This is a genomic window from Mesorhizobium sp. LSHC412B00 (assembly GCF_000503035.1).
Taxonomy (GTDB): domain Bacteria; phylum Pseudomonadota; class Alphaproteobacteria; order Rhizobiales; family Rhizobiaceae; genus Mesorhizobium.
In genome coordinates this window covers 363,184-390,175 of the sequence record NZ_AYWB01000006.1, presented here as the reverse complement: position 1 = coordinate 390,175, position 26,992 = coordinate 363,184, and the positions used below count along the sequence as shown (strand labels likewise).

Here is a 26,992-nt window from a genome sequence, read left to right as displayed (position 1 = left end):
CGCCAAGCCGAAAAAACGGGGCTCAGCGAGCCCCGTTTCATCAGAAGTATGGCCCGATCACCCCTTCGGCGCTGGCGGGGTGGCCGGCTTGACCTTCGGGGTTTCCTGCGCCGTGTTGGATTCGATCGGCGGCAGGCCCTTCATCAGCTTCTGCTGCAAAATGGCAAGCACATCGGGATCCGGCTTCAGGTCGCGCGCCTGATTCCACTGGAAAGTGGCTTCGAGCTTGCGGCCGACGCGCCAATAGGCATCGCCGAGATGGTCGTTGAGCACCGGATCTTCCGGCTTGAGCGACACGGCGCGCTCCATTTCGCGCACGGCGTCGTCGAACCGGCCCATGCGGAAATAGGCCCAGCCCAGCGAATCGACGATGTAGCCGTCGCTCGGCCTGAGGTCGACGGCCTTCTGGATCATCGCCAGGCCTTCCTTGAGGTTCATGTTCATGTCGACCCAGGAATAGCCGAGATAGTTCAGTACCTGCGGCTGGTCGGGGAACAGCTCAAGCGCCTTGAGGAAGTTCGGTTCGGCTTTTGGCCATTCCTTCAGTCGCTCATAGGCGATGCCGCGCTGATAGTAGATGTTCCAGTTGGCATTGGTCGGCGTCTTCAGCACCGCGACCGCCTTGTCGTAGAGAGTGGCGGCGGAGCGGAAATCCTCCTTCGAGGCATAGACCCCGCCCAGCGCCAGATAGGCGCGCATGTCATCGGGGTGAGCTTCGACGAATGCTTTGAGATGGGCGATCGCCTCGTCGTGACGGTTGAGATCGGCAAGGTTGAGGCCGAGCTGCAGGTCGGAAAGCTCCTTCAGCGGCGAAGAGGCTGGAATGCGGCTATAGAGAGCAATGGCGCCTTCACCGTCCTTCAACTGCTCCGCGACGGCGGCAAGCTGCACCAAAGCGGCGTCGCTGTCGGGCTTGAGCGCGAGCGCATATTGCAGATAGAGGCGCACGAACGGCTCGCCGCCGCCGCGATTGAGCGCGATTGCGAGGTCGAGCAGGATTTCAGCGGCGCCTTCGGAGGGATTGGCGACGAAGGGCTCGATCTTGTCGCCCTTGCTGATCCTGTCGCGAAGCGCCTGGATGTCGAGCTTGCCGGGCGCGAACGCCTCGGCCTTGTCGAGCACGTAGAGCGCCTTGTTCTTGTTGCCCTTGCGCGCCAGAAAAGACGCGTAGGCCTGGGCGTTGCGCATCCATGTCTCGGGCGCGGCACCGCCGGCCGTGACGTCGGTCAGGGTCGCGTCATAAAGCGCGTCGGCCTTGTCCGACAGGCCTGCGGCATCGGCGATCAGCGCGCGGTGGAAGGACTTGAACAGGCCGAACCAGTCAGGCCCCTGCAGTTTGTCGATCGAGGCCATCGCCCCGGTGGGGTCGCCGGCGCCCTCTTGTGCCCAGCCGGACATGACGCCGGAAATCAGCCGGTCGAGATCGGACTCGAGCGACAGCTTGAGCCAGTACTGCGCCTTGGTGAAATCCTTCTTGTGGAAGGAATCGACCGCCAGAGCCAGACGCGAGAAGCGCTCGACGTCGGGAACTGCCTTGAGCTTGTCGGCATAGACCAGCGATTCCTCGAAGCGGCCTTGCGCGATCAGCGACAGCATCAGGCTTTGCTGCAGCGAGGTGTCGCCGGGATTGAAGGCGAGCGCCTGCTTGTAATAAGCGATGGCATTGTCGAGGTCGTTGTCGCCTTCGGCGATGCGGGCAGCGAGATAGGCGCCCGAGAAGGAGGTGATCTTGACCGGGTCGGTCGATTCCTTGGCGTAGGCAGGCAGCGGAGAAATCGCCATCCCTGCCACAATTGCCAGCCCCGCGAGCCAGCGCGCACGTCCTTGCCGCATCGTATCCCTTTCAGCCAAGCGCCATCCCGCGTCGGCGCGGAGAAGCCATAGACTCGATGTTTCCTGACAAAGCATGGCCTTTTTGGGGTCAGGCTTCAATCCGGGCCGAATTCACAATCGGGTCACCCGATTAACAAACCATGGCGACGCAGACACTATCGGTTCCGACAATAGCAGATCGGGGTTGGGAGCTACAGCCTGACATCGCGATATCCGCCTGCCGCGACAGTGCTGCACAGGCCGGCCCACTCGCAACCCTGGCAGGCCTCACGCGTCACGCCGGCTGCAAAGGCGGCGCGCAAGCCGGCAAGCGTTGCCGCGTCGAGGCTGAAGCGGACGCCGGCCCGGATCGGCCGGGTCAGCAGCTTGCCGACATCGCGTGCTGCCAGCTCGTCCCGGCCGGCGGCGCTTTCGCGCAAGCAGTGGGGCTCCGCCCCGCCGAGCAGCGGCTGGCAGATGTCGTCGGGGCCGGAGACGATCAGAATATCCTCGCCCCGGCCCAGACGTTTCGCGATCACGTCATAGTTGGCGACGAAGGCTGCGCTGTACCCTTCGCCGATATAGGTCAGCAGGCAAAGAAGATGGTGGGAGCGCAGCCGGACGGTCATCGGTCAGGACGCACCAGCGGAGCCTGTTCCATCCCGATGGTATCGGGATGGGGCTCCATCTCTTTGTTTGAGCATGATCTCTTCCGAAAACCGGACTCCACTTTTCGGGATCATGCTCCTGCCGGGTCCGCCTTGTTGCTCCAAAACAGCTTGAGCGTCGCGGCGCCGAGCGCCGATTTCAGCAGGCCGCCGACGAGGAAGGGCAAGAAGCCGAAGGCGATGGCCTGTTCGAGGCCGATCATGAGGGCGAGCCAGGCCGTGCCGAGAACCAGGCAGGCGAGGTTGCCGAGGACCATGCCGGCGAAGGCGAGCAGCACGCGGTTGCCGTTCCAGCCGCGCTCGGCCAGCCAGCCGACGAGCGCGCCGACAAGCGGGAAGGCGAAGAGATAACCGGCGGTCGGCCCGGCAAAATGCTGGATGCCGGCAGCTCCGCCCGACAGCACCGGCAAACCCACAGCGCCCTCGACGAGCCATGCGGCGATGGTGATCGCGCCGAGCCGCCAGCCGTAGAGCGCGCCCACCAGCGTCACCGCAAAGGTCTGCATGTTCATTGGAACCGGCAGCATCGGCACTTCCATGTAGGAGGCGAGCGCAATGGACAGCGTGCCGATGACGATGGCCGCGGCTTGCCAGGCATACGAGCGGGTTTGCAGGCGCAACGGGCTGAAGGAGGGCTTGGAGGGCGAAAAGGCGATGTCGGTCATGGCGGCCTCCCTGGCTGGTTTGAATTATAGATAATTTTGTTGTTCGATCTATTATCGAATCCATATTTGCGCGGGAATGGCAACCCTCGCCCCTAAAAAGGCTTGGGCTTGCGTGCCGAATAAAGGACATTTGGAAGGCTGGCGGGACAGCACCCCCCTCTGGCCTGCCGGCCATCTCCCCCGCAGGTAGGGAGATCGGATGTCGCCTCTGCTTTCGCCAATGCCGACGTTGCAGGACTAACGCAACGGCAAAGCTGTTGATCTCCCCCCTTGCGGGGGAGATGTCCGGCAGGACAGAGGGGGGTGTGAAGGATCGCTACGCGCGGAATCCGACGACTGTCCCTTCGTCCCTACCCGACGATGGCAAACGCTTCGCGCATCTTGCCCGACGCGGTCTTGACCGGTTTCTGGCCGATCCACTGCACGTGCCGGCCAAGCGTGGCCGCGGCCGATTCGGTGTTGCCCTGCCGCAGCGCGCTCAGGATCGCGCGATGGTCCTGGTCGGTGCGGATTTCCCATTCCGAACGCCAGGCGGCGAACAGGAAGCGGGCGCTTGCGGCGTGCAAATCGTCGATGGTGGCGATGAGCCGCGGCATGCCGCAGGGCGCCAGGATCAGCCGGTGGAAGGTGCGGTTGGCCTCCTCCCAAGAGCGGACATCGCGGGATTTGTCGCCGGCCTTTGTGGCTTCTTCGGCAAGATTGAGAATGGAAGCCGTCAGATGCGGCGCGGCATGGCGCAGCGCCAGCACTTCGAGGGCTGCGCGCATTTCGGCGACTTCCCTGACTTCGCCGAGGTCGAAGGCGGCGACGCGTACGCCCCGCCTGGGCTCACTGGCCGCCAGCCCTTGCGCCTCCAGGCGCCGAAAGGCCTCGCGCACCGGGACATGGCTGGTCTGGAATTCCTCGGCGATGTGATCCTGCCGCAGCCGGGCTCCCGGTTCGATCGCACCCGATATGATGCGATCCGCCAGCACCTTGCTGATGCGCACGGCGATGGTGTCGTCTGCGGTCTTTGCCATGTTTTATAGATAATTTGCACTGCTGCCGATTGTCGAGCGGTGATTGCCCGATTTTGCGTGCAATCTTGCTTTGGCGCCAGGCGCGGGTCAGTTCACCCGGCTGATGCAGAAGTCGATGACGTCGATCAGCGCCGATTTCTGCGGCGTCGCCTCCAGCGGCGCCAGCGCGTCGCGGGCGATCTCGCCGAAATGGCGGGCCCGTCCGATGGTGTCGGCAATGGCGCCATGGCGGGTCATCAGGCCGATCGCCTTTTCCAGGCCGGCATCGTCGGTGACATTGTCCTCGATGGCGCGCTTCCAGAAGGTGCGCTCGGCCTTGGTGCCGCGCCGGTAGGCGAGGATGACCGGCAGCGTAACCTTGCCTTCGCGGAAATCGTCGCCGACATTCTTGCCCAGCTCCTGGCTGGAGCCGCCATAATCCAGCGCATCGTCGATGAGCTGGAAGGCAAGGCCGAGATTCATGCCGTAGGAGCGCAATGCGGCGCGATCGTTGCGCGTCGCCGATGCGATGACCGGACCGACCTCGGCGGCAGCCGAGAACAGCGCCGCGGTCTTGGCCTTGATGACGGCGAAATGCTCGTCCTCGGTGGTATCCAGGTTCTTGGCTGCCGCCAGCTGCATCACCTCGCCCTCGGCGATGATCGAGGCGGCGCTGGACAGGATGTCGAGCGCTTCCAGCGAACCGACATCGACCATCATGCGAAAAGCCTGGCCGAGCAGGAAATCGCCGACCAGCACGCTCGCCTGGTTGCCCCAGATCATGCGGGCAGTCTTTTTGCCGCGCCGCATGCCGCTCTCGTCGACGACGTCGTCGTGGAGCAGCGTGGCGGTGTGCATGAACTCGACCGCGGTGGCGAGCTTGACGTGGCCCTCGCCGGAATAGCCGAACATCTGGGCCGCCGCGAGCGTCAGCATGGGACGCAGCCTTTTGCCGCCCGACGAGATCAGATGATTGGCTACCTCCGGGATCATCTCGACGTCGGAGCCGGCCTTGGACAGGATCAGTTTGTTGACGCGCCCCATATCGGCTGCTGTCAGGTCGATGAGATCCTTGATGGAGGCGGGTTCCCGCTTCCCGTTTTCGATGTTGAGAACGACACCCACCAACAAACACTCCCGTCTTTGATCACGCGTGCGACGGCACCCTGGTCCCGCCTGGGACTCTAGGGCGGCACATACGGGCACGGCAAGAGGCGAATTGGCGCGGCTGCGGTGACGGCGTGTCAACCTTAGCGACCGCATGCCGTTGCCCGGAAACCGCTCCACACTTTTCGGCGCCATGCTCCAGCGTTTACATCAACGCTGCAACCTGCGAACTTCGTCCGATGATAGAACTCGTGCGCACCAACGATGCCGTGACCATCTCCTTCGTCGAATCGCTGATGCGCGATGCCGGGATCGCCTGCTTCGTCGCCGACCAGAACATGAGCATTCTCGAAGGGTCGATCGGTCTTTTCCAGAAGCGCGTCATGGTCGATGCCGACCAGGCCGATCAGGCGCGGCGCATCTTGAAAGACGCCGGCATCGAGAACGAAATCCGCCAGACATAATGGCTGAAGCGAGCGCGCTTACCAGCGATACGCCGGCCCATACGGTCGATGCCTTCCATCGCGGCCGCTTCTGGCTGGTCCAGCCCAGGACAGGGCATCGCGCCGGGATGGATGCCATGATGCTGGCGGCAGCAGTTTCATCCGGTTTTTCTGGACGCCTCGCCGATTTCGGCGCCGGCGCCGGTGCGGCGGGTCTCGCCGTGCTGTCGCGCTGCCCAGAGGCGCAGGTCGTGCTCGTCGAACGGTCGGCCGAGATGGCAGGCTTCGCCACAACCACGCTCGCCCATCCCGGCAATGCGCATCTCGGCAATCGCGCCTCGGTGCTGACCGCCGACGTCACGCTGTCGGGCCGGGCGCGGACGCAAGCCGGCCTTGCCGACAATTCCTTCGATTTCGTCATCATGAACCCGCCCTTCAACGCGGCGCAGGACCGCGCCACGCCAGATCCGCTGCGGCGGCAAGCGCATGTCATGGACGACGGGCTGTTCGAGAGCTGGATCCGAAGTGCGGCTGCCGTCGCCAAGCCGCGCGGGGGCCTGGCCGTCATTGCGCGGCCGGAACAGCTTGGCGACCTCCTTGATGCGCTGTCGGGCCGCTTCGGCGACGCCGAGATGCTGGCTGTGCATCCACGCCCGGAAGCAGCCGCAATCCGCATTGTCGTTAGGGCAGCGCTCGGCGCGCGCGGCAAGCTGTCGATCCGCCCGCCTTTGATGCTGCATGGGCAAACGGGCGACGGCCCGTCGGAACGAACCGAGATGATCAACAACGGACTGGCGTCGCTGTTTGGCGATTGATTTGGGCCCGTCAGTGTCGTTGCCGCAAAACCGGCACACAGTTGGCTGAGATGGATTGCAGCATTGCCGTTGACCGGCAAATCCCTACATGCGTTGAAGCCATTTGGAGACAGCCACCTCGTGAACCGCCTTTTCAACCGCCTGCTGCCGAAATCCTGGCGATCCAGCGTCGTCACCATTCCCGTCATCAGGCTGCATGGCACCATCATGGCCGGCGGCGGCCCGTTCCGGCCGAGCCTCTCCTTGGCGTCCACCGCCGCCCTCATCGAAAAGGCGTTCCTGTTCGATGCGCCCGCCGTCGCCATTTCGATCAATTCGCCTGGCGGCTCGCCGGTGCAGTCGCGGCTGATCTTCAAGCGCATCCGTGACCTCGCGGTCGAGAAGAACAAGAAGGTGCTGGTCTTCGTCGAGGATGTGGCGGCCTCGGGCGGCTACATGATCGCGGTCGCCGGCGACGAGATCTTTGCCGATCCGTCCTCCATCGTCGGTTCGATTGGTGTCGTCTCGGCCTCGTTCGGCTTTCCCGAGTTGATGAAGAAGATCGGTGTCGAGCGCCGTGTCCACACCGCCGGCCAGAACAAGGCGGTGCTCGACCCGTTCAAGCCGGAGAAGAGGGAAGACGTCGAGCGCCTGAAGGCGCTGCAGCTGGAAGTGCACGAGACCTTCATCGACCTGGTCAGGGAACGCCGTGGCACCAAGCTGAAGGACGATCCGGACCTGTTCACCGGCCTGTTCTGGACCGGCAAGAAAGGGCTGGAGCTTGGCCTCGTCGATGCGTTGAGCGACATGCGCACGGTACTGAAAACCCGCTTCGGCGCGAAAACCCAGCTCAGGCTGGTCACCGCGCCGCGTGGCCTGTTTGGCCGCATCGGCCTGTTCGGCTCGAACTTTTCAGCGCCCGATATTGCCGCCGCCGCCGCAAGCGGCGTGATCGATGCGGCGGAAGAGCGCGCATTGTGGGCTCGCTTCGGGCTTTGAAAAAGCAGGGAAAGCGTCTAGCATGAGGGCTTGACAGTCTGCCTTGCCGCCTTGCGAGGGAGGAGCTTTGAAATGCCACAGATCATTTTCTTCGCAGTTGTCGGCGCAGCCGCTTATTTCGGCTACCGCACCTTCGTCCGCGAGGCCGAACGTGTGACCGCCAAGGTGCGGCGCACCGAAAAGCAGGCAGCCAACGGCACCAACGGCACGCTGGTCCAGGATCCCAAGACCGGCGAATACCGCCTGGCCAAGGACTGAGCATCATCCCGTCAGCAGCCGACAGTTTGGATGCCGCAGCCCGGACGTGGCTTGCGCCCGCCAAGATAAATCTGGCGCTGCACGTCAGCGGCAGGCGCGCCGACGGGTATCATCTGCTCGAGAGCCTGGTCGTTTTCACCCGCTTCGGCGACAGGGTCGAGATCGAGCCTGCCGACGCCGACCGGTTCTCCGTATCGGGCCGTTACGCGACTTCCGTGCCGATCGACGACAGCAATCTGGTGGTGAAGGCGCGCGAGGCGCTGCGCAGGCAGGCCGGCCAGCAGAGCACGCCGCCGGTTGCCATCCGGCTGGAAAAGAACCTGCCGGTCGCATCCGGGGTCGGCGGCGGCTCGAGCGACGCGGCGGCGGTATTGCAGGGTCTTGTCCGGACCTGGGGGCTCGACATCGGCGAGGCCGAACTGAGCCGGATCGGTCTCACGCTCGGCGCCGACGTGCCGATGTGTCTTGCGGCAAAACCGCTGGTTGCGCGTGGCGTCGGCGACGAGCTGTCGCTGGTGCCGGATTTTCCGGCGCTCGCTTTGGTGCTGGTCAATCCCGGCGTCGCCGTCTCGACGCCCGATGTGTTCAATGCACTTGAAAAACGCGACAATGAAGGACTGCCGCCGCTGCCGCGCGGTTTCGATTTCCACGGCGTCCGCAATTGGCTGGAGATCACCCGCAACGATCTTGAGGAACCGGCGCAAGCAATACAGCCGCCCATCGGCAGAGCGCTTTCCCTGCTGAACAGGGCCGGATCTGGATTCTCGCGCATGTCGGGCTCCGGCGCGACATGCTTCGGGCTGTTCGAGACCGGCAATGTCGCCAAGCGCGCCGCCGCCGAGATCCGCAGCCGCGAACCGGAGTGGTTTGTCGCCGCGACACGAAGCATCGCTTCAGAGGGGGCCGATGACCAAAATTGACGAAAGCCGCCTGTTCATCCCGGTGCGCATCGCGGTGCTGACGGTGTCCGATACGCGCAGCCTTGCCGACGACAAATCCGGCCAGACGCTGGCTGATCGCATCGCCGAGGCCGGCCATGTCCTGGCCGCGCGCGACATCGTCACCGACGACCGGGAGAAAATCCGCGACAAGGTGCTGGGCTGGTCGCGCGACGAAGACATCGATGTCGTCATCACCACCGGCGGCACCGGTTTTACCGGCCGCGACGTGACGCCGGAGGCGCTGGAGCCGATCTTCGAGAAGCGCATGGATGGCTTTTCCGAAGTGTTCCACCGCATTTCCTACGACAAGATCGGCACCTCGACAGTGCAGAGCCGGGCGACGGGCGGCGTCGTCAACGCCACCTTCGTCTTTGTGCTGCCGGGCTCGCCCGGCGCCTGCAAGGACGCCTGGGACGGCATCCTGAAACCGCAGCTCGACTACCGCCACATGCCCTGCAACTTCGTCGAGATCATGCCGCGCCTGGACGAGCATTTGCGGCGCGGCAAGGCCGCCTCGTAAACCAAGGCAAAGCCGGCCAATTGCTGCCTTTGTCAGGCAGAATGGCGCTGCGCCTTCGAGAGGTCATTTCCCCCGGGTCGTCGGGCGGATAGTCTGTCGCCAAGTCAAGACGGAAGAGATCCAATGAGCGCGCACCGCGGCGGCTGCCATTGCGGCAACATCCACCTGACCTTCGAAACCGGAATTGAGCCGTCCGAGATGGAGATCCGCGCCTGCCAGTGCGCGTTCTGTGTCCGGCATGGTTCGCGCGCCGCCGCCGATCCGCAGGGGCGATTGATCGTCGCGGTCGAGGACGAGGCCCGGCTGCACCGATACCGGTTCGGATTGCGCACCGCCGATTATCTCATCTGCCGGGACTGCGGCGTCTATGTCGCTGCTGTGACCACCGACGGCGAACCGAGAGCGATCGTCATCGTCAATGCGCTGGATGACCGGCCGCGGTTCAACCGCGAGCCGGTCCCAATGGACTATGATGCCGAGAACAAAGAGGGTCGCATTGCCCGGCGGCAAGCGCGCTGGATGCCGGTCGAGATCCGCTCCGGCCTCAGCGGATGACCGGTTCGCCGTGGAAGCGGCGGCGCGAGGGCGGCGAGACGCCGAAGCCGACCTCCATCATCAGCCGTGGCGTGGTGGACGGCACGGTGCCCATGTGGAAGCCGAACGGGTCCTCGACGAAGCCGAGGCCGGCCTCGCCGGTCAGCGTGACCGGGCTGTCGTCGCCATAGACCTTGAGCACGTCTTGCGCCGGATGGCCGACCAGCAGCGTCAACTGGTGCTTGAGGCTGCGCCTGTTGTGGCTGCCTTTGACATAGACATGCGGGCCGGTGCCGGCATCGCAGGGCTTGAGATAGAAGAAGAATTTCAGCATCCGCCAGTCGTCGAGATCGAAATGATATTTGCCGAGCGAGGCAAGGTTCTTGTCGGCGTCGGAAGCCTCGCCGGTCGGAAAGCTCCACCAGACACGCGTGGTGATCAGCTTTGCCTGCCCGCCCAGATAGTGCTGGGCGATGTCGAGCAGCAGCGGGTCGTTCTGGATGGCGAGTGCCGCCTTGCAGCCGAGGATGCGCTCGAAATAGTGTCCGCTGAGCAAAGAGCGGCCGAACCGCTTCTCGGCTTCTGCGTGTTCTCCGGGCATGAATTCGAGCCGGCGGTCGAAATTGCCGAAGCACGGCGTGCTCTGAGCAAAGCTGGCGATCTCTTCGTGGATTGCCTGCGGAAGGACCAGTCCGGAGAACAGGCCATCGGCGCGCAGCGCCGCGACGATCGACTTGAGGTCGACGCCCCTGAACATCGTCGCTCCGGCACTCTGCGCGGGGCGCGCGGCTTTGGCGCCAAGCCAGTGCAGTTTGCGCGCCGGCATGGTGCGGGCAAGCACGAACATCGGCAGCCATGCGGGATTTTCGCGCAGGTCGGACAGATAGGTCGGGATACGCACCGCGATGCGGCGGAGCAGGCTGCCGTTGCGGGCAATGGCCTCTAGACTGGGGGCGCCGGATTTGTCAGGGGACGAAAGGTTCATCGGGGTCCTCAGATATGAACGGCAGCAACGACGACGCGGCGCTTGCTTACCGCTCCGGCACTACCCAAACCCGATATCCCGCATCAACGGAATGCTAATCCCGCGTCAGCTTTTGTGCAATGCACAATAGGTTTTTGCGGCGAAAAAGCCGGACGGCGCAGCGGACAGTGTCAATTCCGGGGGGACGCCGACGCTGCCCCTCATCCGCCCTTCGGGCACCCTTCTCCCTGGGAACGGGGAGAAGGGAGAAACATCACTTCTTCGGCGCCAGCCAGATTTCGGCGTCGAGCCGCCTGGTGGCGAGACCGCGCGCAAGGGCTTCGGCGCTGTGCGCGTTCTTCGACAGGGCAGCGGCCTGGCGCTTGCTGATGACCAGCCCTTCGGCCAGCGCCCGGTTGCCCGAAAACACCCGTGACAGGAACGGCGTGCGGCTGCCGCGCGCACGGGAAAAGCGCGCCGGCATGGTTTGCCGCGCCGTGTGAGCGACAACGTCGTCGATCCAGCCCTCCGCCAGCCTTGCGCCGGGTTCCAGAAACAGCAGCCAGTCACCCTTCGCCTGCCTGATTCCCGCGGCAATGCCGCCGGCCACGAAGTGGCAGCCGGCATGATCGGCAACCCGATGCGTCTGGTCGGTCGAGCCGGTGTCGCAGACGATGACATCGCGCACCACGCCCTCGACCGCGCCGCCGATCAACGAGGCGAGCGTGCGGGCAAGGCCTTCTTCGTCATCCCGGGTTTCGATGAGAACGCTGAGCATTTTTAGCCGAATAGCGGAAAGCCCGGCGCAGCGCCAGTTTTGCATGGCCCAACGAAAAAGTTCTTGCTTTGTTCTCATCAGCGAAATAGGATTATTTTCATGAACAGAGCGATTCGACAGCCAGCCGACAGTCCTTGGGAAAGGGCCAAAATGGAACATATCGTGCGTGCGGACATTGCTGCTTTCGGAGCAGGGCGAGCCGAGATGGCCAATGCGATGATCGAACAGAGCGGCATGCGCGTCCGTCCGGATCGCAACCGCGGCCGTTCCGCAGGCATCAACCCGTCCGGCCGGTTCGAGCCGGTCAGCCGGCATGTGTTCGACGACGGCTGGAATTCGCTGGAGGAATTGCCGCCGTTCAAGACCGAAGTGCAGGTCGAGAAGCCGCGCACCATCATCACCCGCAACGAATCGCCCGACATTTCCTTCGACCGCTCGATCAACCCCTATCGCGGCTGCGAGCATGGCTGCGTCTATTGTTTCGCCCGGCCGACGCATTCCTTCGTGGGCCTGTCGCCGGGGCTGGATTTCGAAGCGAAGCTGTTTGCCAAGCCGGATGCGGCGCGGCTGCTCGACAAGGAACTGTCGAAGGATGGCTATCAGCCGCGCACCATCGCGATCGGCACCAACACCGATCCCTACCAGCCGATCGAGAAACAATACCGGATCATGCGCGAGATCCTCGAAGTGCTGGAGGCGCGCGGCCATCCGGTCGGCATCGTCACCAAATCCCATCTGGTGACGCGCGACATCGACATCTTGTCGCGCATGGCCGAACGGGGCTTGGCCAAGGTGGCGCTGTCGGTGACAACGATGGACCGCATGCTGGCGCGCACCATGGAGCCACGCGCGTCGACGCCGACCAAGCGGCTTGAGGCGATCCGGCAGCTTTCCGATGCCGGCATCCCGGCCTCTGTCATGGTGGCGCCGATCATTCCCGGCCTGACCGACCAGGAGATGGAGCGCATCCTCGATTCGGCACGCGCCGCAGGCGCCCGCGAGGCCGGCTATGTGATCCTGCGCCTGCCGCTCGAGGTGGCGCCGATCTTCAAGGACTGGCTGCTGCGCCACTATCCCGACCGCTACCGGCACGTGATGTCGCTGATCCGTTCGATGCGCGACGGCAAGGACTATGATTCGGAATGGGGCAAGCGGATGAAAGGCGCTGGCCCCTATGCCTGGCAGATCGGCCGGCGCTTCGAGATCACGGCCAAGCGGCTCGGCCTCAACGCCGAGCGGCGCACGCTCCGAACCGACCAGTTTGTCGCCGCCGCCAAGGCGACCGAGCAGCTGATGCTGCTCTGAAAGTAGCGCCTGCCCTGCCCTCGTGGCTGTCAGGCGACCCAAGAATCCCGTCCGGCCTGTCCCCCGGCCTGCAGACGGTGCCCTCCCGGTCTTGCCCCACTCGACCCTGGAGGGACTTGCGGAGAATCGGAGCCGATGCGAACCTCGCCGCAACATGGCTCGCGCACGTTCCGATTCTCCGCTTCTTTTCGAAATCGTCGAAAAGCCCGATTTCTCCTTCGAGACGAAGGCGATGGCCGAAGGCCTGTGGCCGGTGGCAGGCATGGACGAGGCCGGCCGCGGTCCGCTGGCGGGGCCGGTGGTGGCGGCGGCCGTGATCCTCGATCCCGCCAACATTCCCGACGGGCTCGACGATTCCAAACGGCTCAACCATTTGCAGCGCGAGGCGCTGTTCCTGAAAATCCTGGGGTCAGCGCTCGGCGTGTCGATGGCCTCGGTCAGCGCCGAAGGCATTGACGGCAGCAACATCCTCAAGGCCAGCCTGGAAGCCATGCGCCGCGCCCTTGCCGGCCTGCCGATCCAGGCGAAGCTGGCGCTGGCCGATGGCCGCGATGTGCCGCCGGGCCTCCTCTGCGAAGGCCGCGCGCTGATCAAGGGCGACCAGCGCTCGCAATCGATCGCCGCCGCCTCGATCGTCGCCAAGGTGATGCGCGACCGCATGATGTGCGGCTGCGGCAGCCACCACGAACGCTACGGGTTCGAAGTCCACATGGGCTACGCCACCGTGCGGCACCGCACCGCGATCGAAGCGCATGGTCCGGTGGCAAGGCTGCACCGGGCGTCATTCGCGCCGTTCAGGCTGGGTGGAGTTGAGGTGGTTGAGGAAGAAGGGTTTGTCGGGTTGGACAGCTAATCTCCCCCCTTGAGGGGGAGATGGCCGGCAGGCCAGAGGGGGGTCGCCGCGCGTGAAGCGCCAGCCCTTCTTCGCAGCAGAATGCGTCGCGCCCGGTCGCACCGACCCCCTCTGTCGCCTTTGGCGACATCTCCCCCTCAAGGGGGGAGATTGTCCGCGCTCAACAAAAAAGCCGCCAGGTTGCCCGGGCGGCTTGATGTCAGCGAGTTACCCCGCTCAGTTCAGCCTGGCCTTCACGTCCTGCAGCGCGGACTTGAACAGGTCGGCGCCGGCCTTGGCGTCGATCTTGCCGGCAAGCAGCGTGCGGGCCGCCTCGACGGCGATGTCGACGGCGCTGGCGCGCACTTCGGCGACGGCTTCGCGCTCGGCCTGGCCGATCTTCTGCTCGGCAAGCGCGGTGCGGCGGGTGACATAGTCTTCGGTCTTCTTGTGCGCCTCGGCGGCAAGCATGTCGGCCTCGCGCTTGGCGGCAGCGACGATGGCTGCGGCCTCCTGCTCTGCTTCCTTGCGCTTCTTCTGGTATTGGCCGAGCAGTTGCTGGGCCTCTTCGCGCAACCGGCGGGCTTCCGCAAGCTCGTCGCTGATCTTGGTCGCACGGGCGTCGAGCGACTTGGCGATCAGGCCTGGCACCTTGATGTAAACGGCAACGCCGAGGAAAATGACGAGGGCAACTGTTGCCCAAAGCGTTGCGAGAGATGTGGCGTCCATGATGTGCTCCTCACCGGGCCACGGATTTGACCGCAGCCGAGATCTCGGCCTTGCTCGTCTTGCCGCCGACAAGCGCATCGACGATGGCTGAAGCGGTGTCCTCGGCAATCGTGCCGACTTCCTTCATGGCGTTGGCCTTGATGGAAGCAATGCTGGCCTCGGCCTCGCCGAGCTTCTTGTCGAGGGCGGCCTCGACCTTCTTGCGGGCAGCCTCGGCTTCAGCCTTGGCAGCGTCGTTGGCCTGCTGGCCTATCGCGTTGGCCTTGGCCTTGGCTTCCGCAAGTTCCTGCTCGTAAGCGGCAACGGCGGCGTCGGCCTCGCCCTTCAGCCTGGCGGCCTGGTCGAGGTCCTGCGTGATGCGATCGCTGCGGACGTCGATGATGCCGCCAAGGCGCGGCATCACCACCTTCTTCAGGAACAGATAGAACAGCCCGAACGTGATCGCCAGCCACAGAAGCTGGGACGGAAACGTCGCCGGATCGAATGGCGGGAACGTGCCGTGCGCCTCGGCAGGCACGCCGGCGCCGGAATGCGTGCCGCCTTCCGTACCGGTATGGGCGCCTTCAGCGGCGGGTGCGGACTCTTGCGCAAACGCAGATGTCACGAACATGGACTATCCCCTGATATCAGGCATGGCCGCAGGAATGCGGCCAGCCAATTCTTCCCAATGCTCGTCCGACCGATATTGGCCGAACAGGGGCTCAGCCGAACAGGGCGAGAAGCGCGATGAGAAGCGAGAAAATGCCCAGAGCTTCGGTCACGGCGAAGCCGAAAATCAGGCGGCCGAACTGGCCATCGGCGGCCGACGGATTGCGCAGGGCGCCCGCCAGGTAGCTGCCGAAGATGTTGCCGAGGCCAATGCCCGCGCCGCCCATGCCCAGGCAAGCGATACCGGCGCCGATGTACTTTGCTGCTTCTGCGTCCATTTTAAACTCCTTTGGATCTGTAATTCGTTGCAATTCCATCCGGCGAAAGATGCCGGAAATTCTAGGTCAGTGCCCGGGATGCAGGGCGTCGTTCAGATACATGCAGGTCAGCACCGCAAAGACGTAGGCCTGCAGGAAAGCGACCAGCAATTCCAGCGCGGTCAGCGCGACTGCCATGGCCAGCGGCAACACCGAACCGGCAACGCCGACGGCGCCGAGCGCGCTCAGGCTGACGACGAAGCCCGAAAACACCTTCAGTGTGATGTGGCCGGCCAGCATGTTGGCGAACAGACGAACCGAGAGGCTGACCGGGCGCGACACGAAGGAGATCACTTCGATCAGCACCACCAGTGGCAGCAGGAACACCGGAACGCCATGCGGCACGAAGAGCTTGAGGAAACCCAGACCGTGCTTCGTGAAGCCGTAGACAACGACGGTTCCGATCACCAGGGCTGCGAGGCCGAAGGTGACGATGATGTGGCTGGTGACGGTGAAGAAGTACGGGAAAAGGCCAAGCAGGTTGGCGACCAGTACGAACATGAACAACGAGAACACGAAGGGGAAGAACTTCATGCCCTGCGTTCCGGCGGCGTCGCGCAGCATGTTGGAGACGAACTCGTAGCCCATTTCCGAAACCGACTGCAGGCGCCCGGGAACAAGGCTGCGGCTGGAGGTCGAGAGGTACAGAAACGCCGATGCGACGAGCACGGTCGCGACCATGAACAGGGACGAATTGGTGAAGGACAGGTCATAGCCTCCGATATTGATCGGAATCAGCTTGACGATATGGAACTGGTGGATCGGATCGACCTTGTCAGCAGCCATTTACATCCCCGTCAAAACCGCGAGCGGCCTTAAGTGTCCTTGTGCGCCATTGGCGGCGCGCCATTTCATTCTTTCGGATCGTGCGACTTCTCGCTTTTTCCGAATTCCGCCACAACACCTGACGAACGCAGGACATTGAGCACGCCGGCGCCAAAGCCCAGCAACAAGCCGACGACCAGACCCCATGGCGAGGTTCCCGCCACGCGATCCAGAAACCAGCCAAGGCCCACACCCACCACTATCCCGGCGATGAACTCGCTGGACAGCTTGAGCGCCTGGCCATATCCGGCCGTCGCTTTCGCGCCGTCATTCCCCTCGAGCTGATCCGGCCGTCTTGTCGCAAGCGATGCTCCAAGCTCACGCCGGCGGCGTTCGAGATCTTCGTCGCGGATGTCGGCCTCGTGCTTGCTGCCGCGGCCGGTTTCTCCGGTTCCGTCTGGCCCGTTCTTGTCGGCCATCGTAACCCCCCTGCCCGGTCAGACCGTCACCGTCCGTCCGCTTCTAAAGTCGCCGGCAACATAGTTAGAGGGTTTGCGCCCGTCAAGCCACGGGCGGGACTTCAAAGCCATGTATTTTTTCTATTGGAATCAACCACTTGGTGAGGTGCGACATCGTGCCCGGCACTATCGGGTCGGCACATGCCCCGAATCCGTCCGGCGACCGCTGTCCGATTTCGGCTTCCAGGGCCTTTGCGGTTCGTTTGCGACAGGCAAGCCGAAGGGCTCAGCTCCAGCCGCCGCCATACGTGCGGTAGAAGATATGCAGGCCGATCTTGGTCATCTTCTGCATCGTGCGCGCCCAGCCCGGATGGACATAGTTGGCGTAGTAATGGGTCGATGAGCCGACTTCGGGAATGAAGATCTTGCCGGCGGTGACCGCCATCGCGACGTCCTGCGCGGTCTTGTAGTGGGCGGGGCTCTCGATGCGCTTCTTGCGGCCGTCGCAGGCGAAGGAGAACTGGCAGCGGTTCAGCCAGTTGTCGTTCTGGTAGACGACGCCGCAAATCGAGTTCGGATAGGCCGGATTGCGGACTCGGTTCAGAATGACCTGCGCGACGGCGGCCTGGCCGCGCACGGATTCGCCGCGCGCCTCGAAATAGATGCCGTTGGCAAGGCAGGCCTGCTCCTTCGTGGAGAAGACGCTGGCCGGCAGCGGGTTCTGGATCCACGAATGATCGCCCTTGGCCATCGGCGGAATGAAGCGCCCGCTGCTCGGCTCCTCGTCCTGCAGCAGCGCTTCGAAGGGCGAGGCCTTGGCGTAATCTGGTTCGGCCTGGGCATAGGCGGTGGCCAGCACGTCCGGTCTGTCATTGTTGACGAGGGCGGCAAGCATGGCCGGCACGCCGGGATCGGGCTTCTTGTCCACATTGGTGTGGAAGGCCTGGGCGATCTGGATTTCCTTGCCCTTGATGCCGGGCTTGGCGAAGGCGAGCTTCAGGCCGCTGTCCATGCTCGGCCGCAGCAGCGAGGACGTGCGCTGAAAGATCGAGCCGGCATTGAAGTTCTTCGGCGGCGCCACCGGCGAGACCTGGATGATGCGGCCCTTCTTGTCGGCGCGCATGATGCGGTCCTCGTCGGGCGTGATGCCGGCGACATTGCCCTTGCCGCGAAACGAGACCTTGCCGACGCCGGGCAGGCGCACGCCCGAGCCCGAGAGCGAACCGGTGGTGACGGAATCGATGAAAGGCATTTCGGCGGCATGAACCGAGCCGGCGACGGAGCGCTCGACATAAGAGTTCCAGCGGGTGCCCGAAGCTTCGAGGCCGGAAATCAAGCTGCCCATGTCCTGGTAGGCGACGACGGTCGGAAAGCCGATCCAGATGCCGAGCCCGATGACCAATGGCGATACGAAGGAACGTTTTTTCTCACCGGCGGCGGCGGCCAGCCGCTTCAGGACACGTCGATGCACGGGGAACTCTCCAGAAACGCCACTGAGCCACTGGAGAGCCAAAGTGAAGCATTAACCTTGATGCGGGGTTAACGCGGTTGATCGTGTTTTTCCGAAGCGGCCCGAAATGGGACGCCGTTTGCCGACCGGCAACCCGTCAGTTCGGCCGCAGGAAAATTGGCCATGCAATCAAGGCGCAGAGCGCGCCCACCAGCCAGACGCCAGGCCACGACCAGATGAGCAGCAATGCCGGAATGGCGGTCGGCACCACGAAGAAGGCGATGAAGACGAAGCTGTTGGCAAGACCGAGCGCGGTTCCGGCGCGGCTGGCGCCGGCAAGCGTGGCGAGTTCGGTGTAGGCGACGCCATGCCAGGCGGAGACCGAAATGCCGGCAACGACCAGCAGCACGGCGATCGCCAGGATCAACGCGGCATGGGCGTCTGGCGTGGCTCCTGCCGCCAGGACCAGCAGGCCGACGGCCGCGAAGCCAAGCGCGCTTGTCATGCTGCAGAGGCGCAGGAACCAGCGGCGGTTGCCATGGCGGTCGGTGAAGCGGCCGCTCCAGACGCGCATCACCATGGCGCCGGTCTGCACCGCGGCAAGGCTGGCGCTGATCGTGAGCGTGGCCATGCCGGCGAAATCGTGCAGGAAGACCGAGGCAAAGGTCAGCACCGCCACTTGCGGAAAGCAGAGCAGGCCGATGGCGGTGGCGATGCGCCAGACCTCGACATTGCGCAGCGGCGCCGGACCGCCCGACTTTGCCATGGCCATGCTGCCGGCATTGTCCAGTTCCGGCGGCTGGTGCAGCCATCGCCAGGCAAACAGCGCAGAGACGGCGTTCATGGCGGCCAGCAGCCCGAAGACCGCCGCGAAACCGTGCACCGATGCCAGCGACGGCAGGACCAGCGCGCCGAGCCCGCCGCCGAGCGGCACGGCGGTCTGCCTAATGCTCATGGCAAAGCCACGTTCGCCTTCGTGGAACCAGGCCATGATGGCGCGGCCGCTGGAACCGTTGACGCTGCCGCCGAGCAGGCCGGCGACCAGAAGGCATGCGGCCAGCATTGCGACGCCAGGCACATAGGTCACTGAGGGCACGATGAACAACGCCATCAAGGCGAGCCACGCCGCGGTCGCGCCAAGGCCGGTCAACAGCACGCCGCGATCGCCCCAGCGGTCGGTGAGCAGACCCCAGGGCAGTTCGCTCAAGGCAACGCCCAGTCCGAGAAGGCCGAGGACCAGGCCGAGATTGCCATTGCTCAAGTGATAGCCCGACCGCAGAAACACCGCCGCCGCCGGTATGCCGGCGAAGGTGGCGGAGAAACTGGCATTGGCGGCAACGCCGATGCCAAGCACCTTCCAGCGATGATTGGCGCGAAATCGTTCAGCCTTCGACCTGACGGCGGCGGCTCGGCCAACCCGGCCTGGCTCACGATTTGCGTCGGCAATCGACATGGCGGGACTCCTGTTGATGCCCTTTCGGGACCTTGACGCCTCGTCTTTACCGCCATAACTTCATCCCGAATATCGGGAATTTTTTGACAATTGTTCCCGAAAAACAGGACCGTTTTGATGCGCCGCGTAACCTTCGACCTCGATGTCCTCCGAAGCTTCGTCACCGGCATGGAACTCGGCAGCTTCGCCAAGGCCGCCGACCGGCTTGGACGCTCGACTTCGGCGGTGAGCGCGCAATTGAAGAAGCTGGAGGACCAGGCGGCGACGCCGATCTTCCGCAAGTCGGGCCGCGGACTGGCGTTGACCGAAGCCGGCGAAACCATGCTCGGCTATGCCAGGCGGCTGCTCGAGTTGAACGACGAGGCGGCCTCGGCCATCCACGACGTGGAACTGGAAGGCTGGGTCAGGCTCGGCCTGCAGGAGGATTTCGGCGAGGCGGTGCTGCCGGAGGTGCTCGGACGCTTCGCCCGCGCGCACCCCAAGGTCAAGATCGAGGCGCGGATCGGGCGCAGCTATGAACTCGCCGAGCGGATCACATCAGGCAATCTCGACATTGCGCTGGCCTGGGACAGCGGCCAGGCGCTGCCTTACAGCCGGCATGTCGGCGACGCGCAATTGCGCTGGATCGGGCCGGCAAAGCTGATCGAGACCAGGCTGCGCGAGGGCGAGGCACTGCCGCTGGTGGCGCTGGAAGCGCCATGCCTGCTGCGCACAGTGACGACGGAAACGCTCGACCGCGCCGGCCTGCCATGGCGGATGGCCTTCTCCAGCCCCAGCCTTGGCGGCATCTGGGCGGCGGTCGCCGCCGGCCTCGGCCTGACGATCCGCACCGATATCGGCCTGCCGGCCAATGTCAGGGCGATGGCGCCGCAAACGCTGGGCTTACCCGCGCTGCCGACCATGGCGCTGGTGCTGCACCAGAAAGACGCCGAACTGGACCCGGTGGCGGCGCGGCTGGCGGATATATTGTGGCACGCGGCGGTGGCGGCGCTGCCGCAGGACGAGCGGTTGAGAGAGGTCGCTTAGACGGAAGCGGCTGTCCAGCGTAGCGTTCCGTCACACCCCCCTCTGTCCTGCCGGACATCTCCCCCGCAAGGGGGGAGATTGGATCTCGCGAATGCTTTCGCCAATTTTCAACGTTGCAAGAGAGGCTCCAAAGACGAAACGACTGATCTCCCCCCTTGCGGGGGAGATGCCCGGCAGGGCAGAGGGGGGTGCTGTCCCGCCAATCTTGCGGAGAATTCCGCAACCGTCATCGCTCACTTGCGCTTGTTCGCTCTCCCCGCGAACGGGTTGTCCGAAGTCCGCAGCGCTATCCGGATCGGCACGCCGGGCATGTCGAAGGCTTCGCGCAGGCTGTTGGAGAGGTAGCGCACGTAGGATTGCGGCATCGCGTCGGGCCGCGAGCACTGGACGACGAAACCCGGCGGCCGGGTCTTGGCCTGGGTGACATATTTGACCTTGAGCCGGCGGCCGGCGACGGCGGGTGGCGGGTGATGCGCCAGAATGCTTTCCAGCCAACGGTTGAGCTTGCCGGTGGAAACGCGGCTGTTCCACACCTTGTGCGTCTTGATGACGGCATCCATCAGCTTGTCGAGGCTGCGGCCGGTCTCGGCCGAAACCGTCACCGCCTGGATGCCGCGCACCTGCGGCAAAAGCCGTGTGGTCTTTTCGCGCAGTTCCGTCAGCAGTTCCTGCGGATTGTCGATCAGGTCCCATTTGTTGAAGGCGATGACCGGCGCCCTGCCTTCGCGGATGATCAGGTCGGCGATCTGCAGATCCTGCTTCTCGAACGGGATGGTGGCGTCGAGCACGATGATGACGATCTCGGCAAAGCGGATGGCGCGCAAGCCGTCCTGCACCGACATCACTTCCAGCTTCTCGTGGATCCTGGCCTTGCGGCGCATGCCGGCAGTGTCGAACAGTTTTAGCCGGCGGCCATGCCAGTCCCAGTCGACGGAGATGGAATCGCGGGTGATGCCGGCTTCCGGGCCGGTCAGCAGCCGCTCCTCGCCGATCAACGCGTTGATCAGCGTCGACTTGCCGGCATTGGGCCGGCCGACGACGGCGATGCGCATCGGCTTGGTGTCGTCATAGGCGGGTTCGGCGTCGGGATCGGTGATGTCCTCGCCGATCAGCACCTCGCTGGCGGCGACGTCCTCGGCCTCGTCTTCTTCCTCGCCGAAGGCGCGGTCTTTGCCCAGCGCCTCGATCACCGCGTCGCGCAGATCGGGCATGCCCTGGCCGTGCTCGGCCGAGACCGGGATCGGCTCGCCCAAGCCCAGTTCCCAGGCTTCCAGCATGCCGCCCTGGGCGCCCTTGGCCTCGGCCTTGTTGGCGACCAGCACGACCGGCTTGCCGGACTTGCGCACGATCTCGGCAAAGGTGCGGTCGTCGGGCAAAAGCCCGGACTTGGCGTCGATGGTGAAGAAGATCAGGTCGGCTTCGCGGATCGCGATCTCGGTCTGCGCGCGCATGCGGCCGGGCAACGTCGAGGCGGCGGCGTCTTCGAAACCGGCGGTGTCGATGACATCGAAATGCAGATCGTAGAGTTTGGCCGCGTGGACGCGACGGTCGCGGGTGACGCCCGGCGTGTCGTCGACAAGCGCCAGCTTCCGTCCCACCAATCGGTTGAAAAGCGTCGATTTGCCGACATTGGGCCGGCCGATAATGGCGACTTTGAAGCTCATCCGGCTATCCATATCATCGCCCAAACCGCAGCGCGCCCTTGGGTCAGGCCCGAGGGCAGGCTTTGGGCGATGCGTATCATGACGCGCCCGAGCCGCGGATCAATTCCGACATCAGCGTCGCCCGCTGGCGCGCGTTGCGCGGGGCGCCGTCATCGGCGGCGATCTGGTCGAACAGTTTCAGCGCATCCTGGGTCTTGCCTTCCTTCCAGGCGGCAAGGCCGAGCGCTTCGCGCGCTGTGTGGCGCAGCGTGTTGTTGTCGGCGGTCAGCGCCTCGACGCGGCTGGAGACGTCGGCGAAGGAGCCGTGATCGACGAGCAGCAGGGCGGCCCGCAGGCGCGCCATGTCGCGAATGCCCTGCGGAATGGCGGTGTCGGCGGCGACGCCATCGAAATCCGTAACGGCGGCGGCAAAGTCGCCCTTGTCGGCCTTGACGGTTGCGGCGCGCATACGGGCGAGCAGTGGATAGGCGCCGTAGCCATCCTTTTCCAGCTGTTCGAGCGCTGTCAGCGACTCGTCGCTCTTGCCGTCATTGGCAAGCTTCAGCGCCTGCGAAAACGCATCGCCCGAGCGGTTGGCGCGGGTCTCGTCCCAATAGCGGTAGCCGACGAAGGCAGCGGTGCCGAGCACCACCAGGACGGCGAGGACAAGGATCGCCGGGCCGAAACGATCCCAAAGCACCTGCGCCTTTTCGCGACGGATCTCGTCGTTGACTTCGCGGATAAAACTGTCGTCGGACATCAATCAAAACCATTGCTGCCCCAACAGGGGCGCTTCTTGAGCCCGCGTTTTAGCGAAATTTCGCGGGCATGGAAGGGGCTCGGCAGGAAAATCGGCTAATCGCCAGGCGCATAGCTGCCGACGTTGATCGCACCCACGCCACATTTTGCCGATAGCCGGCTTGGACTGCCTCCAGATCAAGCCCAGATTGCCGATGCCACGTTTGTCCCGCGTTGTTGCGTTTTCCTCAGCCGTGTTTGCCATGGCTGGTGCGGCTTTCGCCGACCCGCCGGCGGCGCCATCCCCGGCAAAGCCGAAGCAGATCGTCATCATCTCGTTCGACAGCGCCCGTGAGATATCGCAATGGCAGCGCAGCCGGGCGCTAGCCAAGCGCACCGGCGCGCATTTTACCTACTTCCTTTCCTGCGTGTTCCTGCTGTCGCAGCAGACACGCGCCGAATACACCGCGCCGGCCAGGTCCGCGGGCAAATCCAACATCGGCTTTGCCGTCTCGAAGCAGGAAGTCGCGGACCGACTCGACCAGATCGGGCTTGCCGCTGCGGAGGGCCATGACATTGCCAGCCATGGCTGCGGCCATTTCGACGGCAAGGACTGGAGCAAGGCCGACTGGCTGAAGGAATTCGCCTCGTTCGGGCGCATTCTGGAGAACGCCTATACGATCAACGGCATTGCGCCCGAGCCCGCAGGCTGGCGCGCTATTGCCCATGCCGTGGTCGGCTTTCGCGCGCCCTATCTGTCGACCAGCAAAGGGCTCTACGAGGCCCTGCCTGAAGCCGGCTACCACTATGACGCCAGCGGCGTCTCGAACGGCCCGGTCGAGCCGCCGACCGGCGGCGGCTTGACCCGCTTTTCGCTGCCACAGATCCCGGAAGGCCCGAGTTCAAGGCCGGTGATCGCCATGGACTACAATCTCTATGTCAGGCATTCCGGCGGTTTCGAGCGGCCGAGCCAGGCAGCCGAGTTCAGCGATCGGACCTACCAGGCCTTCCGTGCTGCCTTCGACAAGCAATATCAGGGCAAGCGCATCCCATTGGTGCTGAGCTTCCACTTCACCTTGATGAACAACGGCGCCTACTGGAACGCGCTGGAGCGCTTTGCCGACGAGACGTGCGTGAAAGCCGACGTCGAATGCATCAGTTTTCGCGATTATGTGCAGCGGCAACGTGGTAGCGAGAGGCAGGCGGCGGTGGGCGGCTGAGCCGCCAACCGTCTATGCAGATAGGATCAAGCCGGGTCGGGTTCCTTTCCCTGGCGCGCGAGGAAACGACGATCGATATCGGGAAGCGGCTCGCCGTGGATAATTGCCTCGAAGGCACGCAGGCGCTTGTAAATGGACAGAAGCTCGACAATCGTTGTCCACGCATTGACGAGATATTGGAACGAGGAGCGCACTTGCCCGAAGGCATCGAGAATTCGGTTCAATAGACCCAAACTGATTTTGGCGGCCACCATCGTTGGGACCAATACTATATAAGGGAATATATTATCTATCTGAAGATAAAATATGCGAGCCACATTGAAATACATGTAGTGAAAGTAAAGCCTAAAGTAATTTCGCCGCACATTGTTAAATAGTTCGGCGACAGTGGGCGGCCGAGCACGATTCGGATCATCTTCACCATAAACAAGTTCTTTTCGATAGGCAGCCTCGACGCGCTGGTTACGGAATTCGAGGCCTGGCAACTTGATGCCGACGAGCGCCAAGAAAGTAGTCCCAAAAATCGACCAAACAATCGCTACCACCACTAGGGAGTAAGGGACCTCTCCGACGATTGGCAATTCAGTTACATTTTTCGACAGAACGAGGAGAACGGGCAAGAATGCGATCAGCGTCATTACCGAGCGGACCAAATTCACACCGAGTGCTTCCATCGTCGTGGAAAAGCGCATGGTGTCGTCCTGGACACGCTGCGACGCTCCTTCGATAGTGCGAAGCCTGTCCCAATAGAACATGTAGTATTCATTCATCGCCGTGCGCCAGCGGAAGATCCAATGGCTCACAAAAAATAGGTTAAGGACACCCACGGCAACGGCCAATCCAGCGACCCAGGAGATGGTCAGCAGTTGGCTGTAGAAATCCCACGGCGTTGTCGAATACGCCTTGCCGAGCGCCCGCTGTATGAGATCGTAGAACGGTCCGTACCAAGCGTTAAAGGCTACATCCACTTGAACCTGGAAATAGATCACGAAGAGAATGAGCGCGGACCCAAGGATCGACCAGTTCTGCCAAGGATGGGGTGAATACCACCTCCAAAAGCCAGCGAAAAGCGCTACGCCCGTGCCGTAGTATAGGTAGAACCAGACGAACGGGTCAGACCAAAAGACTTCAACGCCAACGGGCGTGTCGGCTGCCACCGGAGCAAGCCCAATCAGGGTACCCAGCTCTTGGCCGCCGAAAAACCAAATTATGATGAGCAAAAGGCTCCAGACGGCGGCCGAGGTGAAAAACAGCTTCGGCTGCGGGAAGAAGGATACGAACACTGTGGTGAAATCCTCGGTCGGTGCGCAAATCAGCGGGGTTCAGCGGGCATAAAGTCACACATTAGGTGGAAAGCAAATGCCCGTACCCGATGCCCGGCATCGAGCAAGACCACAATCATGGCGATTTTGGCGCGGCCGACCAGGTGATCCCAGCAGATACCAGCAATACGCCAGCAGCGACGATCGAGGCCAGGAAGAAGTTGCCCGAGGCTTGCGCCAGCAGTCCGGCGACGATCGGGCCGACGATCTGGCCGATGCCGAAGGAAGCGGTCATCAGCGCAAAAATCCGGCGCGGCGCCTCCGGCACGAGCTGCCTTGCCGTCTGCAGGCCGAGCGCGGTGATGGCGATGAAGGTGCCGCCGAGCAGGACGCCCGCCAGCAGCGGCCCGGCGGTGCCGCCGATGGCGACGCTGGCGGTGACGCCGACCACCTCGACCAGGCAGCCCACGGCATAGGCGGTATAAAGCCCGATCCGTGCCGCTACCTTCTGCCACAGCCAGACCGAGGGAAAGCCGGCAAGGCCGGTGACCATCCAGACGCTTGCCTCGAAGACGCGGCCGCCGCCGCCCTGGCGCACGATGGCGACCAGGAAGGTCGCCGTCACCACATAGCCGAAGCCGAACAGGCCGTAGGCAACGATGACTTTTGCCAACGACCGGTCCCTCGGCAGTGCCGGTTCGCGGTCGGCCACGCCGCGGCCAGGTGCGGTGCTGCCGGCGAGCAAGGCGACCATCGCAAGGCCGCCGGCGGAAATCGCTGCCGACCACAGCCAGCCCGAAGCCCAGCCGGCATGTTCGGTGACCAGAACCGCCATCAGCGCTGAGGATGCCGCGATGCCGAGGCCGACGCCGCCGAAATGCAGCGCCTGCAGGTCGCTTCTGTTGGCGGCTGCCAGGTGACCGAAGACGATCGAGGCCATGAACACCATGACGAAGGCGCTGGCGAGACCGGCAAGGAAGCGGAGGACGACAAAGGCGGTCATCGTCTCGCTCAGCCCCATCAGGGCGGCGAGCGCAGCACTGGCGGCAAGGCCGCCAAACATCAGCAGGCGCTCGCGCCCATGCGCCCAGCCGCCTGCCGCCGCAAGCGCGCCGACGAGGTAGCCGAGATAATTGGCCGACGCGATCCAGCCGGCATCGGCCGGCGACAGATGCAGTTCTTCCATCATTCCGGGCAGGATCGGCGTGTAGACGAAACGGCCAATGCCCATGGCAACGGCCATGGCGATCATGCCAGCGAGAGCTTGGCGCAAGGGTGATGGAGCGGCGTTCATTGCAGCGCACCATAGAATTGGCGACCGATGAAACAATCCGCTTTGTGTTGGGCCAGCGGGCGCGACTAACGCCCCCGCATCTCAGCCGCAGCCGACCGCCCCGGTCTCGTAGGCGGTGCGGCGCGCCGTCAGCCGGAACGGGATATCTCCGAGTTCGCGTTCCGACATGGTGTCCAGCACCGGATGCGACAATGGGTCGGTAACCCAGTCGATGACATCGCCGCCGTGCATCCCATCATAGCGGTCCGGCCGGAGGCCGGCAGCGGCTAAGATCTTGAACAATGATACGATCGTCATCCTCGCCTCCTCGGTCTGACTGTCCCACTAAAATCTGCCTTGTCGGGCTGTCTTTCAATTGAGATTTCAGCCGC

At 63.9% G+C, this 26,992-nt stretch carries 30 protein-coding genes; 11 read left to right on the top strand and 19 right to left on the bottom strand.

Annotated elements, in window-relative coordinates:
- Positions 1-57: 57 nt before the first annotated feature.
- The 5 genes from X757_RS150225 to X757_RS150245 all read right to left on the bottom strand — a co-directional run bounded on the left by X757_RS150225 (position 58) and on the right by X757_RS150245 (position 5,268).
- Positions 58-1,833, bottom strand: coding sequence for a tetratricopeptide repeat protein (locus X757_RS150225; protein WP_031251320.1), 1,776 nt, complete (start codon positions 1,831-1,833; stop codon positions 58-60).
- Between the two features lie 191 nt (positions 1,834-2,024).
- The gene (locus X757_RS150230) at positions 2,025-2,441 is read right to left on the bottom strand and encodes a DUF1284 domain-containing protein (RefSeq protein ID WP_023726396.1); all 417 of its coding nucleotides are present in this window, start codon (positions 2,439-2,441) and stop codon (positions 2,025-2,027) included.
- A 110-nt stretch (positions 2,442-2,551) separates the two neighbouring features.
- Positions 2,552-3,145, bottom strand: coding sequence for a biotin transporter BioY (locus X757_RS150235; RefSeq protein WP_023684369.1), 594 nt, complete (start codon positions 3,143-3,145; stop codon positions 2,552-2,554).
- Between the two features lie 350 nt (positions 3,146-3,495).
- Entirely contained in the window at positions 3,496-4,164 is a 669-nt protein-coding gene (locus X757_RS150240; RefSeq protein WP_023702055.1) for a GntR family transcriptional regulator, read from the bottom strand.
- 87 nt (positions 4,165-4,251) lie between these two features.
- A complete protein-coding gene (locus X757_RS150245) occupies positions 4,252-5,268 on the bottom strand; it encodes a polyprenyl synthetase family protein (protein ID WP_023668471.1) in 1,017 nt (338 codons plus the stop codon).
- Positions 5,269-5,489: 221 nt separating this feature from the next.
- Here X757_RS150245 and X757_RS150250 point away from each other — a divergent pair, with 221 nt between their 5' ends.
- From X757_RS150250 to X757_RS150280, 7 genes are all read left to right on the top strand, one after another.
- Entirely contained in the window at positions 5,490-5,714 is a 225-nt protein-coding gene (locus X757_RS150250) for a DUF2007 domain-containing protein (RefSeq protein WP_023726395.1), read from the top strand.
- Positions 5,714-6,508 (top strand): tRNA1(Val) (adenine(37)-N6)-methyltransferase, encoded by a 795-nt coding sequence (locus X757_RS150255; RefSeq protein ID WP_023696580.1) that lies wholly within the window; start codon positions 5,714-5,716, stop codon positions 6,506-6,508. Before X757_RS150250 ends, X757_RS150255 begins: the two co-directional genes overlap by 1 nt.
- 120 nt (positions 6,509-6,628) lie before the next feature.
- On the top strand, positions 6,629-7,486 hold the full coding sequence (locus X757_RS150260) for a S49 family peptidase (RefSeq protein WP_023702057.1): 858 nt from the start codon (positions 6,629-6,631) through the stop codon (positions 7,484-7,486).
- Positions 7,487-7,558: 72 nt separating this feature from the next.
- Positions 7,559-7,744 (top strand): membrane protein, encoded by a 186-nt coding sequence (locus X757_RS150265; protein ID WP_023668475.1) that lies wholly within the window; start codon positions 7,559-7,561, stop codon positions 7,742-7,744.
- A gap of 26 nt (positions 7,745-7,770) precedes the next feature.
- Positions 7,771-8,664, top strand: coding sequence for a 4-(cytidine 5'-diphospho)-2-C-methyl-D-erythritol kinase (locus X757_RS150270; protein WP_023709896.1), 894 nt, complete (start codon positions 7,771-7,773; stop codon positions 8,662-8,664).
- Complete coding sequence (gene moaB, locus X757_RS150275) at positions 8,651-9,205, top strand: molybdenum cofactor biosynthesis protein B (RefSeq protein ID WP_023726394.1); 555 nt, start codon at positions 8,651-8,653, stop codon at positions 9,203-9,205. Before X757_RS150270 ends, moaB begins: the two co-directional genes overlap by 14 nt.
- 123 nt (positions 9,206-9,328) lie before the next feature.
- Positions 9,329-9,760, top strand: coding sequence for a GFA family protein (locus X757_RS150280; protein ID WP_023726393.1), 432 nt, complete (start codon positions 9,329-9,331; stop codon positions 9,758-9,760).
- Here X757_RS150280 and X757_RS150285 read toward each other — a convergent pair.
- The gene (locus X757_RS150285; protein WP_023726392.1) at positions 9,750-10,724 is read right to left on the bottom strand and encodes a hypothetical protein; all 975 of its coding nucleotides are present in this window, start codon (positions 10,722-10,724) and stop codon (positions 9,750-9,752) included. The genes X757_RS150280 and X757_RS150285 overlap by 11 nt on opposite strands.
- 253 nt (positions 10,725-10,977) lie before the next feature.
- Positions 10,978-11,481, bottom strand: coding sequence for a glycosyltransferase (locus X757_RS150290; RefSeq protein WP_023684377.1), 504 nt, complete (start codon positions 11,479-11,481; stop codon positions 10,978-10,980).
- Positions 11,482-11,631: 150 nt separating this feature from the next.
- On the opposite strand from X757_RS150290, the gene X757_RS150295 reads away from it, so the two are divergent.
- Both X757_RS150295 and X757_RS150300 read left to right on the top strand, forming a co-directional pair.
- Positions 11,632-12,786, top strand: a complete 1,155-nt coding sequence (locus X757_RS150295) for a PA0069 family radical SAM protein (protein WP_023726391.1) — start codon at positions 11,632-11,634, stop codon at positions 12,784-12,786.
- A 154-nt stretch (positions 12,787-12,940) separates the two neighbouring features.
- Complete coding sequence (locus X757_RS150300) at positions 12,941-13,639, top strand: ribonuclease HII (RefSeq protein WP_023726390.1); 699 nt, start codon at positions 12,941-12,943, stop codon at positions 13,637-13,639.
- A gap of 216 nt (positions 13,640-13,855) precedes the next feature.
- Here the strand turns inward: X757_RS150300 and X757_RS150305 are convergent, their stop codons facing one another.
- The 7 genes from X757_RS150305 to X757_RS150335 form a co-directional block, all read right to left on the bottom strand.
- Positions 13,856-14,347 (bottom strand): F0F1 ATP synthase subunit B, encoded by a 492-nt coding sequence (locus tag X757_RS150305; RefSeq protein ID WP_023668483.1) that lies wholly within the window; start codon positions 14,345-14,347, stop codon positions 13,856-13,858.
- Positions 14,348-14,357: 10 nt separating this feature from the next.
- A complete protein-coding gene (locus X757_RS150310; protein ID WP_023668484.1) occupies positions 14,358-14,957 on the bottom strand; it encodes a F0F1 ATP synthase subunit B in 600 nt (199 codons plus the stop codon).
- Between the two features lie 91 nt (positions 14,958-15,048).
- Complete coding sequence (locus tag X757_RS150315) at positions 15,049-15,273, bottom strand: F0F1 ATP synthase subunit C (protein ID WP_006206606.1); 225 nt, start codon at positions 15,271-15,273, stop codon at positions 15,049-15,051.
- A gap of 66 nt (positions 15,274-15,339) precedes the next feature.
- Positions 15,340-16,098: a F0F1 ATP synthase subunit A gene (locus X757_RS150320; RefSeq protein WP_023668485.1), complete on the bottom strand. Its 759-nt coding sequence runs from the start codon at positions 16,096-16,098 to the stop codon at positions 15,340-15,342.
- A 65-nt stretch (positions 16,099-16,163) separates the two neighbouring features.
- Positions 16,164-16,556 (bottom strand): AtpZ/AtpI family protein, encoded by a 393-nt coding sequence (locus X757_RS150325; protein ID WP_023668486.1) that lies wholly within the window; start codon positions 16,554-16,556, stop codon positions 16,164-16,166.
- A 265-nt stretch (positions 16,557-16,821) separates the two neighbouring features.
- Positions 16,822-18,006, bottom strand: coding sequence for a cell wall hydrolase (locus tag X757_RS150330; RefSeq protein WP_023668487.1), 1,185 nt, complete (start codon positions 18,004-18,006; stop codon positions 16,822-16,824).
- A gap of 136 nt (positions 18,007-18,142) precedes the next feature.
- Positions 18,143-19,438, bottom strand: a complete 1,296-nt coding sequence (locus tag X757_RS150335; protein ID WP_023726389.1) for an MFS transporter — start codon at positions 19,436-19,438, stop codon at positions 18,143-18,145.
- 117 nt (positions 19,439-19,555) lie between these two features.
- Between X757_RS150335 and X757_RS150340 the strand changes: the two genes are divergently transcribed.
- Positions 19,556-20,464, top strand: coding sequence for a LysR substrate-binding domain-containing protein (locus tag X757_RS150340; protein WP_023668489.1), 909 nt, complete (start codon positions 19,556-19,558; stop codon positions 20,462-20,464).
- A gap of 233 nt (positions 20,465-20,697) precedes the next feature.
- Here the strand turns inward: X757_RS150340 and der are convergent, their stop codons facing one another.
- Both der and X757_RS150350 read right to left on the bottom strand, forming a co-directional pair.
- Positions 20,698-22,128 carry a ribosome biogenesis GTPase Der gene (gene der / locus X757_RS150345; protein ID WP_023668490.1) on the bottom strand — a complete coding sequence of 477 codons (1,431 nt, stop codon included), beginning with the start codon at positions 22,126-22,128 and terminating at the stop codon, positions 20,698-20,700.
- 76 nt (positions 22,129-22,204) lie between these two features.
- Positions 22,205-22,867 (bottom strand): tetratricopeptide repeat protein, encoded by a 663-nt coding sequence (locus tag X757_RS150350; RefSeq protein WP_023726388.1) that lies wholly within the window; start codon positions 22,865-22,867, stop codon positions 22,205-22,207.
- A gap of 193 nt (positions 22,868-23,060) precedes the next feature.
- Between X757_RS150350 and X757_RS150355 the strand changes: the two genes are divergently transcribed.
- Positions 23,061-24,065: a polysaccharide deacetylase family protein gene (locus X757_RS150355; protein ID WP_031214688.1), complete on the top strand. Its 1,005-nt coding sequence runs from the start codon at positions 23,061-23,063 to the stop codon at positions 24,063-24,065.
- A gap of 26 nt (positions 24,066-24,091) precedes the next feature.
- Here X757_RS150355 and sbmA read toward each other — a convergent pair whose 3' ends face one another.
- From sbmA to X757_RS150370, 3 genes are all read right to left on the bottom strand, one after another.
- Positions 24,092-25,348 (bottom strand): peptide antibiotic transporter SbmA, encoded by a 1,257-nt coding sequence (sbmA, locus tag X757_RS150360; RefSeq protein ID WP_023726387.1) that lies wholly within the window; start codon positions 25,346-25,348, stop codon positions 24,092-24,094.
- A gap of 115 nt (positions 25,349-25,463) precedes the next feature.
- On the bottom strand, positions 25,464-26,621 hold the full coding sequence (locus tag X757_RS150365) for a YbfB/YjiJ family MFS transporter (RefSeq protein ID WP_023738455.1): 1,158 nt from the start codon (positions 26,619-26,621) through the stop codon (positions 25,464-25,466).
- A gap of 81 nt (positions 26,622-26,702) precedes the next feature.
- Positions 26,703-26,918, bottom strand: coding sequence for a hypothetical protein (locus tag X757_RS150370; protein ID WP_023668495.1), 216 nt, complete (start codon positions 26,916-26,918; stop codon positions 26,703-26,705).
- Positions 26,919-26,992 lie beyond the last annotated feature (74 nt).

Coding starts and splice junctions, on each gene's coding strand:
- X757_RS150225 (WP_031251320.1), bottom strand. CDS start 1,833: ATGCGGCAAGGACGTGCGCGCTGGCTCGCGGGGCTGGCAATTGTGGCA.
- X757_RS150230 (WP_023726396.1), bottom strand. CDS start 2,441: ATGACCGTCCGGCTGCGCTCCCACCATCTTCTTTGCCTGCTGACCTAT.
- X757_RS150235 (WP_023684369.1), bottom strand. CDS start 3,145: ATGACCGACATCGCCTTTTCGCCCTCCAAGCCCTCCTTCAGCCCGTTG.
- X757_RS150240 (WP_023702055.1), bottom strand. CDS start 4,164: ATGGCAAAGACCGCAGACGACACCATCGCCGTGCGCATCAGCAAGGTG.
- X757_RS150250 (WP_023726395.1), top strand. CDS start 5,490: ATGATAGAACTCGTGCGCACCAACGATGCCGTGACCATCTCCTTCGTC.
- X757_RS150255 (WP_023696580.1), top strand. CDS start 5,714: ATGGCTGAAGCGAGCGCGCTTACCAGCGATACGCCGGCCCATACGGTC.
- X757_RS150265 (WP_023668475.1), top strand. CDS start 7,559: ATGCCACAGATCATTTTCTTCGCAGTTGTCGGCGCAGCCGCTTATTTC.
- moaB (WP_023726394.1), top strand. CDS start 8,651: ATGACCAAAATTGACGAAAGCCGCCTGTTCATCCCGGTGCGCATCGCG.
- X757_RS150280 (WP_023726393.1), top strand. CDS start 9,329: ATGAGCGCGCACCGCGGCGGCTGCCATTGCGGCAACATCCACCTGACC.
- X757_RS150285 (WP_023726392.1), bottom strand. CDS start 10,724: ATGAACCTTTCGTCCCCTGACAAATCCGGCGCCCCCAGTCTAGAGGCC.
- X757_RS150290 (WP_023684377.1), bottom strand. CDS start 11,481: ATGCTCAGCGTTCTCATCGAAACCCGGGATGACGAAGAAGGCCTTGCC.
- X757_RS150295 (WP_023726391.1), top strand. CDS start 11,632: ATGGAACATATCGTGCGTGCGGACATTGCTGCTTTCGGAGCAGGGCGA.
- X757_RS150300 (WP_023726390.1), top strand. CDS start 12,941: ATGGCTCGCGCACGTTCCGATTCTCCGCTTCTTTTCGAAATCGTCGAA.
- X757_RS150305 (WP_023668483.1), bottom strand. CDS start 14,347: ATGGACGCCACATCTCTCGCAACGCTTTGGGCAACAGTTGCCCTCGTC.
- X757_RS150310 (WP_023668484.1), bottom strand. CDS start 14,957: ATGTTCGTGACATCTGCGTTTGCGCAAGAGTCCGCACCCGCCGCTGAA.
- X757_RS150315 (WP_006206606.1), bottom strand. CDS start 15,273: ATGGACGCAGAAGCAGCAAAGTACATCGGCGCCGGTATCGCTTGCCTG.
- X757_RS150320 (WP_023668485.1), bottom strand. CDS start 16,098: ATGGCTGCTGACAAGGTCGATCCGATCCACCAGTTCCATATCGTCAAG.
- X757_RS150325 (WP_023668486.1), bottom strand. CDS start 16,556: ATGGCCGACAAGAACGGGCCAGACGGAACCGGAGAAACCGGCCGCGGC.
- X757_RS150335 (WP_023726389.1), bottom strand. CDS start 19,438: ATGTCGATTGCCGACGCAAATCGTGAGCCAGGCCGGGTTGGCCGAGCC.
- X757_RS150340 (WP_023668489.1), top strand. CDS start 19,556: ATGCGCCGCGTAACCTTCGACCTCGATGTCCTCCGAAGCTTCGTCACC.
- der (WP_023668490.1), bottom strand. CDS start 22,128: ATGAGCTTCAAAGTCGCCATTATCGGCCGGCCCAATGTCGGCAAATCG.
- X757_RS150350 (WP_023726388.1), bottom strand. CDS start 22,867: ATGTCCGACGACAGTTTTATCCGCGAAGTCAACGACGAGATCCGTCGC.
- X757_RS150355 (WP_031214688.1), top strand. CDS start 23,061: ATGCCACGTTTGTCCCGCGTTGTTGCGTTTTCCTCAGCCGTGTTTGCC.
- X757_RS150365 (WP_023738455.1), bottom strand. CDS start 26,621: ATGAACGCCGCTCCATCACCCTTGCGCCAAGCTCTCGCTGGCATGATC.
- X757_RS150370 (WP_023668495.1), bottom strand. CDS start 26,918: ATGACGATCGTATCATTGTTCAAGATCTTAGCCGCTGCCGGCCTCCGG.